At 40.0% G+C, this 13,271-nt stretch carries 11 protein-coding genes and 1 other annotated feature; of the genes, 6 read left to right on the top strand and 5 right to left on the bottom strand.

Annotation, left to right across the window (positions count from 1 at the left end; all coding sequences use genetic code 11):
• The first annotated feature begins 20 nt into the window (after nucleotides 1–20).
• On the top strand, nucleotides 21–2,228 hold the full coding sequence (gene yccS / locus X781_RS01495; protein WP_025235227.1) for a YccS family putative transporter: 2,208 nt from the start codon (nucleotides 21–23) through the stop codon (nucleotides 2,226–2,228).
• Nucleotides 2,229–2,274: 46 nt separating this feature from the next.
• On the opposite strand, the gene X781_RS01500 is transcribed toward yccS, so the two are convergent.
• Nucleotides 2,275–3,519: a paraquat-inducible protein A gene (locus X781_RS01500; RefSeq protein ID WP_025235228.1), complete on the bottom strand. Its 1,245-nt coding sequence runs from the start codon at nucleotides 3,517–3,519 to the stop codon at nucleotides 2,275–2,277.
• 203 nt (nucleotides 3,520–3,722) lie between these two features.
• Here X781_RS01500 and ilvC point away from each other — a divergent pair, with 203 nt between their 5' ends.
• On the top strand, nucleotides 3,723–5,204 hold the full coding sequence (ilvC, locus tag X781_RS01505) for a ketol-acid reductoisomerase (RefSeq protein ID WP_025235229.1): 1,482 nt from the start codon (nucleotides 3,723–3,725) through the stop codon (nucleotides 5,202–5,204).
• Between the two features lie 140 nt (nucleotides 5,205–5,344).
• Here the strand turns inward: ilvC and X781_RS01510 are convergent, their stop codons facing one another.
• Nucleotides 5,345–6,202: a phosphoribosylaminoimidazolesuccinocarboxamide synthase gene (locus tag X781_RS01510; RefSeq protein ID WP_025235230.1), complete on the bottom strand. Its 858-nt coding sequence runs from the start codon at nucleotides 6,200–6,202 to the stop codon at nucleotides 5,345–5,347.
• Between the two features lie 202 nt (nucleotides 6,203–6,404).
• Nucleotides 6,405–6,533: a sequence feature (His leader region), on the top strand.
• A gap of 34 nt (nucleotides 6,534–6,567) precedes the next feature.
• Between X781_RS01510 and hisG the strand changes: the two genes are divergently transcribed.
• Nucleotides 6,568–7,467 carry an ATP phosphoribosyltransferase gene (gene hisG / locus X781_RS01515; RefSeq protein ID WP_025235231.1) on the top strand — a complete coding sequence of 300 codons (900 nt, stop codon included), beginning with the start codon at nucleotides 6,568–6,570 and terminating at the stop codon, nucleotides 7,465–7,467.
• A 102-nt stretch (nucleotides 7,468–7,569) separates the two neighbouring features.
• Complete coding sequence (hisD, locus tag X781_RS01520) at nucleotides 7,570–8,853, top strand: histidinol dehydrogenase (RefSeq protein WP_025235232.1); 1,284 nt, start codon at nucleotides 7,570–7,572, stop codon at nucleotides 8,851–8,853.
• A 28-nt stretch (nucleotides 8,854–8,881) separates the two neighbouring features.
• Here hisD and plsX read toward each other — a convergent pair whose 3' ends face one another.
• The 3 genes from plsX to yceD are packed head-to-tail and all read right to left on the bottom strand — an operon-like array spanning nucleotide 8,882 to nucleotide 10,643.
• On the bottom strand, nucleotides 8,882–9,913 hold the full coding sequence (gene plsX, locus X781_RS01525) for a phosphate acyltransferase PlsX (RefSeq protein ID WP_025235233.1): 1,032 nt from the start codon (nucleotides 9,911–9,913) through the stop codon (nucleotides 8,882–8,884).
• 18 nt (nucleotides 9,914–9,931) lie between these two features.
• Nucleotides 9,932–10,102, bottom strand: a complete 171-nt coding sequence (gene rpmF / locus X781_RS01530; protein ID WP_005598552.1) for a 50S ribosomal protein L32 — start codon at nucleotides 10,100–10,102, stop codon at nucleotides 9,932–9,934.
• A gap of 16 nt (nucleotides 10,103–10,118) precedes the next feature.
• Nucleotides 10,119–10,643: a 23S rRNA accumulation protein YceD gene (gene yceD / locus X781_RS01535; RefSeq protein ID WP_025235234.1), complete on the bottom strand. Its 525-nt coding sequence runs from the start codon at nucleotides 10,641–10,643 to the stop codon at nucleotides 10,119–10,121.
• A gap of 217 nt (nucleotides 10,644–10,860) precedes the next feature.
• On the opposite strand from yceD, the gene X781_RS01540 reads away from it, so the two are divergent.
• Both X781_RS01540 and X781_RS01545 read left to right on the top strand, forming a co-directional pair.
• A complete protein-coding gene (locus X781_RS01540) occupies nucleotides 10,861–11,655 on the top strand; it encodes a cytochrome C assembly family protein (RefSeq protein ID WP_025235235.1) in 795 nt (264 codons plus the stop codon).
• 118 nt (nucleotides 11,656–11,773) lie between these two features.
• Nucleotides 11,774–13,051, top strand: coding sequence for an HlyC/CorC family transporter (locus X781_RS01545; RefSeq protein ID WP_025235236.1), 1,278 nt, complete (start codon nucleotides 11,774–11,776; stop codon nucleotides 13,049–13,051).
• The last annotated feature ends 220 nt before the right edge of the window (nucleotides 13,052–13,271 follow it).

Genomic DNA, 13,271 nt, shown 5'->3' on the forward strand with positions numbered 1-13,271 from the left:
AAAAATTTACAAATAAAAAGATGAATAAGTATTTAAAAAAACTGCAAAACAGTTGGCTCTCGGAAAGTGTGATTAAAACCTTGCCGATGTTTATTTCGCTCAATATTGCCGCAGTAAGCATTTGGCAGCTTGGTATTTCGCATTTTGCGATGCCGCTGATGTTAGGCATTATCGCAGGTGGTTTGGTTGATTTAGATAATAGTCTTATCGGACGAGCAAAAAATCTAATCATCAGCCTAGTGGCATTTTCACTTTCCTCCATTGGGGCAAGCGTCTCTTTATATTTAGGCTGGTTGTTCGTGCCGGTCCTGATGGTTTGTACTTTTCTTCTAGTAATGCTCGGAGCAGTTGGACAACGTTACAGCACTATTGCTTTCGGCACGTTGATTGTGGCTATCTATAACAGCTTAACTTATACCCCCGAAGTACTGTGGTATAACAATGTCGTGATGATTCTACTCGGCACATTGTTATATGGATTGGTCGGGATTTTAGTATATTTAGTTTTCCCGAATCGAACGGTACAGGAGAATTTAGCTTCTGCTTACCTTGCCTTAAGCCACTATTTGCTGGCAAAATCCGCCTATTTTGACCCCGATGATGACGATTTAAACGCAAAACAACTGGCACTTGCCAAAGCGAACAGTGAAGTAATGGTAGCATTTGATAAAACGCGAGTATCATTATTTTATCGTTTAAGACGACAGCACAAACAGCAACGTACGCAACGAATGTTACGCTACTATTTTACGGCTCAAGATATTTTAGAACGGGCGAGTTCCAGTCATTATCAGTACCACGAACTGTTCCAGCAATTAAGTAATAGCGATTTAATGTTTCGCTTCCAGCGAGTAATGGAACTTCAAGCGGTTGCGTGTCAAAAAATTGCAGTGGCATTACGTCATCGAGAAAGATATGAACACAGTGAGCGTGGTGAGAAAGCATTGCAAGGGTTGCTCAACTCGTTGGTTTATCATCAAGAAAGAGGGTTAAAAAGCACTTACCGATGGGAATCGGTTGCTGAGAATTTAGCCAACATTGAACGCCAATTAGCTCAAATTGAACAAGGGGCAAGCCGTTCAGAGCATATTGAGCCACTTAGTAAAAATTTCACAAAATCTAACCGCTTGATAGCCGAAAATATTACGGGTTTTGGCAATATTATCCAAGCAATTAAAGGGCATTTAACCTTTGAATCACAACTATTTCGCCACGCCGTTCGCCTTTCGATTGTGGTGCTTTTATGTAGTGCAATAGTGCCACTTTTAGGTTTTGATAACAAAGGTTATTGGATTTTATTGACGGCGGTTTTTGTCTGTCAGCCCAATTATACCGCAACGAAAACCCGCTTAATTCACCGTGTGATTGGCACGATTTTCGGCGTAATTGTTGGTGGAATGTTTGAATTGTTTAATGTAACGCTTAGTCTTGAAGCTCAACTTGGTATTATTGTACTGACCGGCTCGCTTTATACCTTTTTCCGTTTGGTACATTATGGCTTTTCGACTTTTTACATTACCGTATTAGTGATGATAAGCCTTGATATTGCAGGCGTAAGTATAGAAAGTAGCACATTAATGCGAATTTTCGATACGCTACTTGGCACAGCTATTGCGTGGTTAGCCGTAACATTTTTATGGCCGGACTGGAAATATCTCAATTTGCAAAGTAATTTACATAATAGCCTAAAAGCCAGCGGAAATTATTTACGGCACATTATTGCTCAACTCCAATTTGGTTATAACGAGCAACTGCCTTATCGCATAGCCCGCCGTGATGTACACAACCATTTATCTGCACTCAGCAATACGATTACTAGTATGTATAGTGAGCCACAGAAATACGCAAATGATTTAGCTTTTGCTCCGAAATTGTTAGGCATTGGCTATACCTTGCTTGGCTATATTTCAACCTTAGGGGCTTACCGCATTGCCAGCCGTGAAATTAATCGACAAGTCGATTTTTCCGCAATATTTTTTTCACACGGGCGAGAAGTCGCGAATATTATCGATAAAATTGCGGATGACAGTCGTTCATTTGCAAAATTATCGGAAAAATTGACCGCTATTGACCAAGATCTTGCCCAGTTTGAGCAAGAACACCAGCAAAAACAAGATGAATTAGCTTTAGTTCTAATTCAGCAATTGAGGTTGATCACCCAATTATTGCCGCAGTTGCAGAGTTTGTTGAAAATGGAAAAATTAAGTGGAGTGGAAAAAGTAGATTGAGGAAATTCCCTCTCCCGCAAGGAGAGGGGAGTATCAATAAAATAGATTAATTGTGCTTTATTTTCTCATTATCATAATGAATCTTCCACAACATTCTGGCATCTAAATTGGTGGAAGCAAACATAGTAAGGAAAACTGCTGCACCAAAATAGAATGCCGCTTCGCCTACCGAGAAGCTAAGAATTTGTCCGCGTTCGAGTAGCGACATCATTAGTGAAAGTACAAATAAATCAAGCATCGACCAACGTCCAACAAAGTGAACGTAGTGCAGTAATTTCATCTGTATGTGAATAGGGTGTTTCCATTTGTAGTGAATAGCAAGTAACAGGTAAAAAATAATCGTAATTTTGCTTACAGGTACGGCAATGCTTGCAATAAATACAATAGCTGCAACAGTGTAGCTACCCATTTCTATAAACAAGAGCACCCCGGACATCAATGAATCTGCGGAAACTTTTCCCGCCATTTCAGTAATTGAAATGGGGAAAATATTGGCGGGGATCATCATTATTGTTCCGGCAATTAAACACGCCCAGACACGCTGAATTTTAATATTATCGGCAATCGATAAATTGCTCTCGCAACGAGGGCAGCGTTGTCTACCTTTCAAATCTAAAATCGTTTCATCAAAACAGTATTCACAAGTCGGGCAGAGCGTTGGGTGGCTCGCGTGATCGAAAGGCAGTGAGTGATATTCAGGGTAAAATCGCTCCCACGCCTGTTTGGGCTCTGTTTTGATAAAAAGTAATGTGTTTAGTACCACCACGAGCACAAATGCAATTAAATTAATATCAAATTCTAAATTGGCATAGTCTCGAATTTTAAATGCTGCAACGGCGAGAGCAACCAGATAAACATCAAGCATTACCCACTCTTTAATTTTAGTGAGGAATATTAGTGTATAACGTGGGCGTTGGTGGATCATCCGCTGGATATGAATAGTTAAAATCAGCAAAACAAAGGAGACAGGCATAATGACTGCACACACGAGAACCATAAATGCGGTGTAAGGGTAGCCTGTGGTTGCCATTTTCCAAATACCGTCCCATACGGTGGCATTAATTTTTATGCCGAGTAAATCAATGCTGAGTAGTGGAAAGCCAAGTGCGAAGGGGAGCAAAATTAAAATGGCTAATGCTAAAAATGCACTACGGCGTAAGCTCCAAGTATTGCCTTTTCGTATGACATTATTACAAACAGGGCAGAGGAAGTCCCCTTTTTCGCTCAAAGGAACCCGTACATTTTGCCCACATTCAAGGCAAGTTTGTAGAATGATACTTTTTATCTTCATTTGTTTATCTTCTATTAATTTAAGTGGTTATTTTCTACTTTATAACAGAGATTGCAAGCGGTTAAGTTTTCAAAAAGATTTTCAAACGACAGTTAATTGCATATTTTGCAATATTAAATATTAATATTTTCAATTTACGCAACAATGCTTCTGTGTATAATCACATTAAATATCATTCATTGACTCACTATAAGGATCAAACAATGTCTAACTATTTCAACACATTAAATTTACGTCAAAAATTAGACCAATTAGGTCGTTGCCGCTTTATGGATCGTAACGAATTTGCAGACGGCTGCAATTTCTTAAAAGGCAAAAAAGTGGTGATCGTGGGCTGTGGTGCACAAGGTTTAAACCAAGGTTTAAATATGCGTGATTCAGGCTTAGACATCGCTTACGCATTACGTGCAGAAGCGATTGCCGAAAAACGTGCATCATTCAAACGTGCATCAGAAAACGGATTCGTGGTAGGCACTTACGAGCAATTAATTCCAGAAGCAGATTTAGTGATCAACTTAACGCCAGACAAACAGCACTCTAAAGTAGTGGCTGATGTAATGCCGTTAATGAAACACGGTGCGGCATTCGGTTACTCACACGGTTTCAACATTGTGGAAGAAGGCGAGCAGATTCGCCCGGACATCACTGTTGTAATGACCGCACCAAAATGCCCGGGAACAGAAGTGCGTGAAGAGTACAAACGTGGTTTCGGTGTGCCGACATTAATCGCGGTTCACCCTGAAAACGACCCGAAAGGCGAAGGTTTAGCGATTGCTAAAGCGTGGGCAAGTGCAACCGGTGGCGACCGTGCAGGCGTATTAGAATCATCATTTGTAGCAGAAGTAAAATCTGACTTAATGGGTGAGCAAACAATTCTTTGCGGTATGTTACAAGCAGGTTCTATCGTGTGCTACGACAAATTAGTGGCAGAGGGTAAAGATCCGGCTTACGCAGGTAAATTAATCCAATTCGGTTGGGAAACGATCACCGAAGCGTTAAAACAAGGCGGTATCACCTTAATGATGGATCGCTTATCTAACAGTGCAAAATTACGTGCATTTGAGCTTTCTGAGCAAATCAAAGAGAAATTAGCATTCTTATTTGAAAAACATATGGATGATATCATCAGCGGTGAGTTCTCATCAACTATGATGGCTGACTGGGCAAACGGCGATGCAAACCTCTTAAAATGGCGTGAAGAAACCGGCAAAACCGCTTTTGAAAATGCTCCACAAGCTGACGGCATCAAAATTTCTGAGCAAGAATATTTTGATAACGGCGTGTTAATGGTTGCTATGGTGAAAGCGGGTGTAGAATTAGCGTTCGACACAATGGTTTCAGCAGGTATCTACGAAGAATCAGCGTACTACGAGTCTCTACACGAATTACCGTTAATTGCTAACACCATCGCTCGTAAACGTTTATACGAAATGAACGTGGTTATTTCAGACACGGCAGAATACGGCAACTACTTATTCTCTCACGTTGCAACGCCAATTCTTGCGAAAGAAATTATCCCGAACTTAGAAAAAGGCGACTTAGGCGAACCAACCCCAGCGGTTGAAATCGACAACGTTTACTTACGTGATGTGAACGATGCAATCCGTAACCACCCAATTGAGCTAATCGGTCAAGAATTACGTGGTTATATGACAGATATGAAACGTATTTCATCACAAGGTTAATTTGATGATATGTGTAGGGGCAAATTGCAATTTGCCCCTTGGCTAGATAGTTTGGTTATACAGCAAAAGCCTGTAAGTGTTCCTTACAGGCTTTTTGCTTATTTGCAAAACACAAGCGAAAAACAACCGCTTGCCATACTTTATTTAGTTAATAAATCCAACGCTTCTTGGTATTTTGCCACGGTTTTTTCAATCACATCGGTAGGTACTTTCGGTGCCGGAGCTTGTTTGTTCCAACCGCTGTTTTCCAACCAATCACGTACGAATTGTTTGTCGAAGGACGGTGGGTTTGTGCCTTCTTGGTAGGTATCAACTGACCAAAAACGGCTGGAATCCGGGGTTAATACTTCGTCCATTAAGGTTAGCGTGCCATTTTCATCTAAGCCGAATTCAAATTTGGTATCGCAGATAATAATGCCTTTGGTGAGGGCATATTCTGCTGCTTCGGTGTAAAGTTTGAGAGCGGCATCACGTACTTTGGCGGCAAGCTCTACGCCGATTTGGCGTTCGCACTCTTCGTAGCTGATGTTGATGTCGTGATCACCCACTTCGGCTTTGCTTGATGGGGTGAAAATAGGCTCTGGCAATTTGCTCGCCTCTACTAAACCTTCCGCTAATTTTAAGCCGCAGACTGTGCCGGTTTGTTTGTAATCTTTTAAGCCTGAGCCGGTTAAATAGCCACGCACGATGGATTCGATTTTCACCGGTGTTAAGCGTTTGCACACTACCGCACGGTATTGAATCGCTTCAGCCTCTTCTTTTGGCAACACGTCAAATACGCTATCGCCTGTGAAGTGGTTTGGCATAATATGTGCCAATTTGTTAAACCAGAAATTAGAAATTTGGGTCAGAATCTCGCCTTTGCGTGGAATCGGATCATCTAAAATTACATCAAATGCCGATAAGCGGTCGGTTGCCACCATTAACATTCTTTTGTCATCAATTTCGTAAAGGTCTCGTACCTTGCCTGAATAGATTTTTTTTAAGCTGATTTGCATTTTAAAATTCCTATCTAGTTTGATTTGCAAAAAATTGGAAAAATTATACCGCTTTACGCAAACGTTTGCGATAAATTCTTCCCTTTCGTGAAAAATAAGCCGATTTTTGTAGAAAAAATGCTTGTGATTTATCAATTTTCAGAGTATCTTTTAAACCAATTCAATTTTTGGAAAACAGAACAATGACATTTATGCGTAATCATCACCATCATCATTTCCCTGAATAATCTTTCGGGCATTTGGTGTGTGCGGAAGATAAGAACTTCCGAGTACGCATAAACGCAAACTAAATTTAACCCTCTCGGAAGTCGTTTCGAGAGGGTTTTTCTTTATATTCAAAATTCAAAAACAAGAAGGAAACAGCAATGACAACACAAAATCGTTTACGTATCGCAATGCAGAAAAAAGGGCGTTTAAGCCAAGAGTGTAGCGAATTACTCAAACAGTGTGGGGTAAAAATTATTTGGAATGACCAACGCTTGATTGCCTATTCGGAAAATATGCCGATTGAAATTTTGCGTGTGCGTGATGACGATATTCCAGGCTTAGTGTTTGATGGCGTGGTCGATCTCGGCATTATTGGCGAAAACGTGTTAGAGGAAGAAGAATTAGGGCGATTAGCAGCAGGCGAGAAAGTGGAATATAAAAAACTCCGCCAGCTTGATTTTGGCGGATGCCGTTTATCGTTAGCACTCGATCGTGATCGCAACTATAGCAATGTGCAAGACTTAACCGATGCAGTGATTGCTACTTCCTACCCAAATTTGTTAAAACGTTATATGAAAGAGCAAGGCGTACCGTTTAAAAGCATTCTCTTGACCGGCTCGGTGGAAGTTGCCCCAAGTGCCGGCATCGCCACCGCAATTTGCGATTTGGTTTCTTCAGGTGCAACATTAGAAGCCAACGGTTTAAAAGAGGTGGAAGTGATTTACCGCTCAACCGCTTGTTTAATTCAGCGTAAAGAGCCACTTTCTGTCGAAAAACAGGCTTTAGTGGATAGATTACTTACCCGTATTCAAGGTGTACAGCAAGCAAGCGAATCTAAATACATTATGTTACACGCCCCGAAAGACAAATTGGAACAAATCACGGCTTTATTACCGGGGGTAGAAAACCCAACAATTCTGCCTCTTGCCAATGATCAAACCCGAGTGGCAATGCACGTTGTAAGCCAAGAAAACTTGTTCTGGGAAACGATGGAACAACTTAAAGAGATGGGGGCAAGTTCTGTGCTTGTCTTGCCTATTGAGAAAATGTTGGCGTAGGATTTTATGTTACTTTCTTTGCTTGTGCAAAGAAAGTAACCAAAGAAACAATATGAGTAACCTAGTACGGCTTTACTGTACTAGGCAAAATAAGGATTAAATATGCAAACCCTAATTTGGAATAATCTCAGCGAGTATGAGCAAGAACAATATCTTGCTCGTCCGGCACAGGTAATTGGCGATAGCATCAAAACAGCCGTTGAGGCAATTAAGCAAAATGTATTAGAAAATGGCGATAAAGCCTTATTCGAGCTAAGCGAAAAATTTGATAAAGTCAAACTAGATAGCCTTATTGTATCGAAAGAGAAAATTCAGCAAGCAGAAAGCCGTATTTCGCCTGAGCTTAAAAAAGCGATTCAAAATGCAAAGGCAAATATTGAGGCGTTTCACAAGGCACAGCAAAATCAAGAAGTGGATATTGAAACCCAAGCCGGTGTGCGTTGCCAAGTGATTACTCGCCCGATCAATCGAGTGGGGCTTTATATTCCCGGCGGCTCAGCACCACTTTTTTCAACGGTTTTAATGCTTGCCATTCCGGCAAAAATTGCAGGCTGTAAGAAAATTGTGCTTTGTTCGCCTCCACCGATTTCCGATGAAATTCTTTATACGGCAAACCTTTGTGGGGTGGAAACCATTTATGCGGTAGGTGGGGCTCAAGCCATTATTGCGATGGCAAATGGCACGGAAACGGTACAGAAAGTGGATAAAATTTTCGGACCGGGTAATAGTTTTGTAACAGAAGCGAAACGTCAAGTGGTTCAAGAAGGAACGGCAATTGATATGCCGGCAGGACCAAGTGAAGTGTTGGTGATTGCCGATGAGTTCGCTGATCCGGCTTTTGTGGCGAGCGACTTGCTTTCCCAAGCAGAACACGGTGCAGATTCACAAGTGATTTTAGTAACCCCAAATGAAAAATTGGCTAAAGCGGTGGATAAGGAATTAGAAAAACAAGTTGCCGTTTTACCTCGTGGTGAAACGGCTCGTAAAGCGTTGGAGCATAGCCGAACTTTTATTGCTGAAAACTTGCAGCAAGCGGTCGAAATTAGCAATAAATATGCACCTGAACATTTAATTGTGCAAACAGAAAATGCCCGCTCACTTTTGGCGGATTTAGATAATGCCGGCTCGATTTTCTTGGGGGCTTACTCGCCGGAATCTATGGGTGATTATGCCAGCGGAACTAACCACGTGCTGCCGACTTACGGTTACACTAAAACCTATTCAAGCTTAGGCTTAGCGGATTTCAGCAAGCGAATGACGGTGCAAGAGCTGAGCCCTGAGGGCTTTTTAGCCTTAGCGGAAACTGTTGAGCAAATGGCAAGTGCAGAGCTATTACAAGCACACAAAAACGCAGTGAGCTTGCGTGTGGCGAAATTAAAAGGCTAAGATCAAAATAAGCGAACTTTTGGTTCGCTTATTTTTTATCGAGTTGATGTAATCTTTGCAGGATCTTGTTTGGAATATCGTTTTCAATTTGCTGAACTGCATAATCAATCGCATAGCTAAAGGCATTAGCATTTGCTCCGCCGTGGCTTTTTACAATCACTTTTGATAAACCGAGCAAGGTTGCTCCATTATGGCGATCAGGATTGATTTCTTGCAATTTGCGGTAGTAGCGATAGAAAATCAATTTAAGCAAGTAGCGTTTGGTGTTGCGGCAAATGTTAGAATCGGCTTTCTCTTTTTTAAATAGCGAAATAATATTCTTTGCCGCACCTTCCAATGCTTTTAGAGCGATATTGCCTGTGTAGCCATCACAAATAATTACATCGGTTAAGTAGCTGGTTAATTTATCACTTTCAATGAAACCGATGTAGTTTAAATCTTGTCTCTTTTTTAGTTGCTGATGAACAGCTTGAATTTGTGCAGTACCTTTGTTTTCTTCTGTGCCGATATTTAACAAAGAAATGCGAGGGTAAACTAACCCTAGCATTACTTGTGCAAATAAATCGCCCATTTCTGCAAATTGTTGTAGTTGGCAATCGCTTACTTCAATATTTGCCCCTAAATCTAGCATTACGGTTGATTTCCCATTCATTGTAGGAATGAGTGAGGTAAGAGCAGGGCGTTCAATATTGGGTAACGGTTCAATCAGTAACTTTGCTAATCCCATTAATGCCCCTGTATTTCCACCACTTACGCAACCTTGAGCCTTTCCTTCTTTAACAGCTTCAAGTGCTAAACGCATAGAGCTATTTTTACTTTGGCGGATTGCTTTAGAAAAGGGGATATCTGCATCAATAACTTGTTCGGTATGATGAAGTTGAATTTTAGGAGAATCTAGTAGAGAGTATTTTTCTAATAACGAGGTAATTTGGCTTTCATTGCCAAATAATAAAAATGAGAGATTTGAATGCTGTGATAAGGCTTTTGCCAGAGCAGGAATAGTAACACGGGGACCGAAGTCCCCGCCCATCACATCTACTGCAAGAGTGATATCACCCAAGATATACCTCGAAAGGAATTACTTGTTGATTACTTTACGACCACGATAGTAACCGTCTGCAGTTACGTGGTGGCGTAAGTGAGTTTCACCAGTTGTTTTATCTACTGAAACTGCTGCAGTTGTTAATGCATCGTGTGAACGACGCATATCACGACGTGAACGAGATTTCTTATTTTGTTGAACAGCCACGGGCTTTCTCCTAGATCTAGTTTTTCTTTAAATTAGCTAATACTGCGAACGGATTTGGTTTGCTTGCTAGTTCTTCAGGCAATTCACCAAACACACGTTCACTCACGGACACTTCACAGTGTTCTTCACTATGCATCGGGACTAGAGGTAATTCAAGAATAAATTCATCTTCAATCATATCTAGTAAATTTACTTCACCGAACTCGTTTACTTCGATAGGTTCATAAATTTCGGGCAAGATGTCCGCCTGATCCATGTTAGACACCGGACTGAAACAAAATGAACAGTCTAGCGTGTGTGTAAACGGGTTATCACATCGTTGGCAGTCAAACTCCACCTCAATTTTAGCTGTGCCTTTAATCACAGTTAAACGTTGCGGATCGACATATAACGAAAGTGTAACTTGTGCATCACTTAGCACATTACATACAGATTCACCCAAGCGTTTTAGAAGTTCACCTGAAATGTAGCCTTCATAATCCACTCGACGCTGAGCGTCTTTATATGGGTCAATCGTAAGGGGTAGTTTTACCTTTTGCATAGGGTGTGCATATTACAGATAGAAAGCAAATTAGTCAAAGGAAAATTATTTTTTGATGCAGAATATTAGCTGAAATTGAGAGGATTTTTTGACTTAACATAAAAAGCTATGGTATTTAGGGATAATTTTTCATCTAGCTATCGCAAAAACTAGCTAAAAAGGCGACTTTTGATTAAAATTCTGAAAGTTATTATTATTTGACGAGATTCGAGAAAATATGTTACTTCCTATTTTAGCTATTGTAGCTTATGCCTTAACGTTGCTTTGGGTGGCTCCCACCTTAGTGAATTTGGAAAGTGCAACAGAAAATAAAAAGCCGAATATAACTCTTGTTTTTGGGTTTGGTTTATTAGCTATTCTTTTGCATTGTGCCGTGTTATACAACCAATTATGGTTAATAGAAGGGCAGAATTTTACGGTAACGAATGTAATCTCTTTAATGAGTTTCATTATGGCGATTTGTGTAACCTTTGCGTTACTTAAATGGAAAACTGCGTGGTTTCCTCTGCTTGTTGTATATGCCTTTGCTATTTGTAGTGTGGCGGTAGCCAGTTTTGTGCAGGGGAGTTTTATCCGCAATATAGAAGAAAACGCAGGGTTTATTTTCCACTTAGGTATTGCTCTGTTCTCTTATGCATTGTTTTTCCTCGCCTTAATTTATGCGTTCCAGTTAAAATGGTTAGATCACAAACTCAAAAGCAAAAAAATGTTCTTTTGCTCAATTCTTCCGCCCTTAATGTCGGTTGAACGCCATTTCTTTACCTTAACGCTTGCAGCACAGGCAATGCTTACGCTCACACTATTTTCGGGCGTGATTTATCTACATAACTTTTTTGAGCCGGAGCATATTCATAAAGCGATTTTCTCATTCTTGGCTTGGATTGTTTATAACGTTCAAATATTAGGTCAATGGAAATTACATTGGCGAGGAAAACGGGTGCTTATTTATTCGATTTCGGGTATGATGTTGCTCACAATCGGATATTTTGGTAGCCGTTTGATCGTCCATTAATCGCTACAAGCGGTTAAAAAAGCCCGATTTTTTGCAAATCGGGCTTTTTAGGCGAAGTGAGTGATAACAATCATCGAATTGTGATCACTTTATGATTAATTTATATAGGAATTCAATTTTGGACAGTATTCCCCTGAGTAGTTTATTTATTACCTTAGCTATTCTTTTAGTACTCTCTGCTTTTTTCTCGGGTTCGGAAACGGGCTTGATGTCTTTAAACCGTTATAAAATGCGTCATCTTGCTGAGCAAGGACATAAAGGGGCAAAATTAGCGGAAAAACTCTTAGCACGAACGGATGTTCTGCTCAGTCTTATCTTAATCTGTAATAACCTTGTAAACATTGCTGCTTCTGCAATTGCTACAATGATCGGTATGCAACTCTCCGGCGAAAAGGGTGTTGCGATTGCCACCGGTTTACTTACATTTGTAATGTTGGTTTTCTCTGAAATTCTGCCTAAAACGATTGCTGCGACTTACCCGGAGAAAGTTGGATTTATTGTTAGTTTTGTATTAACACCCCTTAAGAAATTACTAAGCCCGATCGTCTTTTTAATGAATCTGATTATTGCAGGTTTGTTGAAGTTACTGCGTATTCAGCAGAAAGATAAACAAGATCTTAGTCCAGAAGAACTGCGTAGTGTAGTACTTGAGTCGGGTAAGTTTATTCCAGCAGAGCACCGTGAAATGCTTGTTTCCATTTTAGATATGGAAAAAGTTACAGTTGATGACATTATGGTGCCTCGTAATGATATCAGCGGCATTGATATTGATGATGACTGGAAAGCAATTATGCGTCAGCTCAATCACGCCCCTCACGCTCGCGTACTGATTTATAAAGGCGATATGGATAATAATATTCTCGGTATTTTGCGTGTGCGTGAAGCATTTCGTTTAATGTTGGAAAAAAACGAATTTACCAAAGAGATGTTAGTGCGTGCGGTTGATGAAGTTTATTTTATTCCAGAAGGCACACCATTAACTACGCAATTAATGAACTTTAAAGCCAATAAAGAGAGAATAGGCTTAGTGGTTGATGAATATGGTGATATTAAAGGCTTAGTAACCCTTGAAGATATTTTAGAGGAAATTGTCGGCGAGTTTACCACTTCATCAGCCCCGACGCTTGAGCAAGAAGTTCAACAGCAGTCAGATGGGACAGTGATTATTGAGGGATCGGCAAATTTAAGGGATTTGAATAAACTATTTGCGTGGGATTTACCTATTGATGAAGCTCGAACATTTAATGGTTTGCTACTAGAACATTTAGAGAAAATTCCTGATGAAGGAATGGAATTTGAGTTATATAACTTAAAAGTTACTATTCTTGAGGTGGCGGACAATATGGTTAAACAAGCTAAAGTCGAGCATTTAGTAATAGAACAACCTTCGGTATAAGAATAATTTACCTAATGTTTAAGCTAATAACACATCATTGTATCAATGATGTGTTATTTTTTTGTTAAAAATTTAGCTAAAGAATTATGCTAAGCAAAGAAAGGTTTTTAATGCTTTTATCTATAAAATTCTGAGTTTTAGAATATTTGACTTTTTTTGTTTTATTTTTCGATATTTAATTTTGTATTTTAGTATTTTTAAGTCCATTTTTATTTTATTT

Source organism: Mannheimia sp. USDA-ARS-USMARC-1261 (genome assembly GCF_000521605.1).
Lineage (GTDB): Bacteria > Pseudomonadota > Gammaproteobacteria > Enterobacterales > Pasteurellaceae > Mannheimia > Mannheimia indoligenes.

Excerpts from the sequence above, each read along its gene's own strand:
- yccS (WP_025235227.1), top strand. The coding sequence starts at position 21 with ATGAATAAGTATTTAAAAAAACTGCAAAACAGTTGGCTCTCGGAAAGT.
- X781_RS01510 (WP_025235230.1), bottom strand. The coding sequence starts at position 6,202 with ATGCAAATCAGCTTAAAAAAAATCTATTCAGGCAAGGTACGAGACCTT.
- X781_RS01540 (WP_025235235.1), top strand. The coding sequence starts at position 10,861 with ATGTTACTTCCTATTTTAGCTATTGTAGCTTATGCCTTAACGTTGCTT.
- hisD (WP_025235232.1), top strand. The coding sequence starts at position 7,570 with ATGCAAACCCTAATTTGGAATAATCTCAGCGAGTATGAGCAAGAACAA.
- ilvC (WP_025235229.1), top strand. The coding sequence starts at position 3,723 with ATGTCTAACTATTTCAACACATTAAATTTACGTCAAAAATTAGACCAA.
- hisG (WP_025235231.1), top strand. The coding sequence starts at position 6,568 with ATGACAACACAAAATCGTTTACGTATCGCAATGCAGAAAAAAGGGCGT.
- X781_RS01500 (WP_025235228.1), bottom strand. The coding sequence starts at position 3,519 with ATGAAGATAAAAAGTATCATTCTACAAACTTGCCTTGAATGTGGGCAA.
- yceD (WP_025235234.1), bottom strand. The coding sequence starts at position 10,643 with ATGCAAAAGGTAAAACTACCCCTTACGATTGACCCATATAAAGACGCT.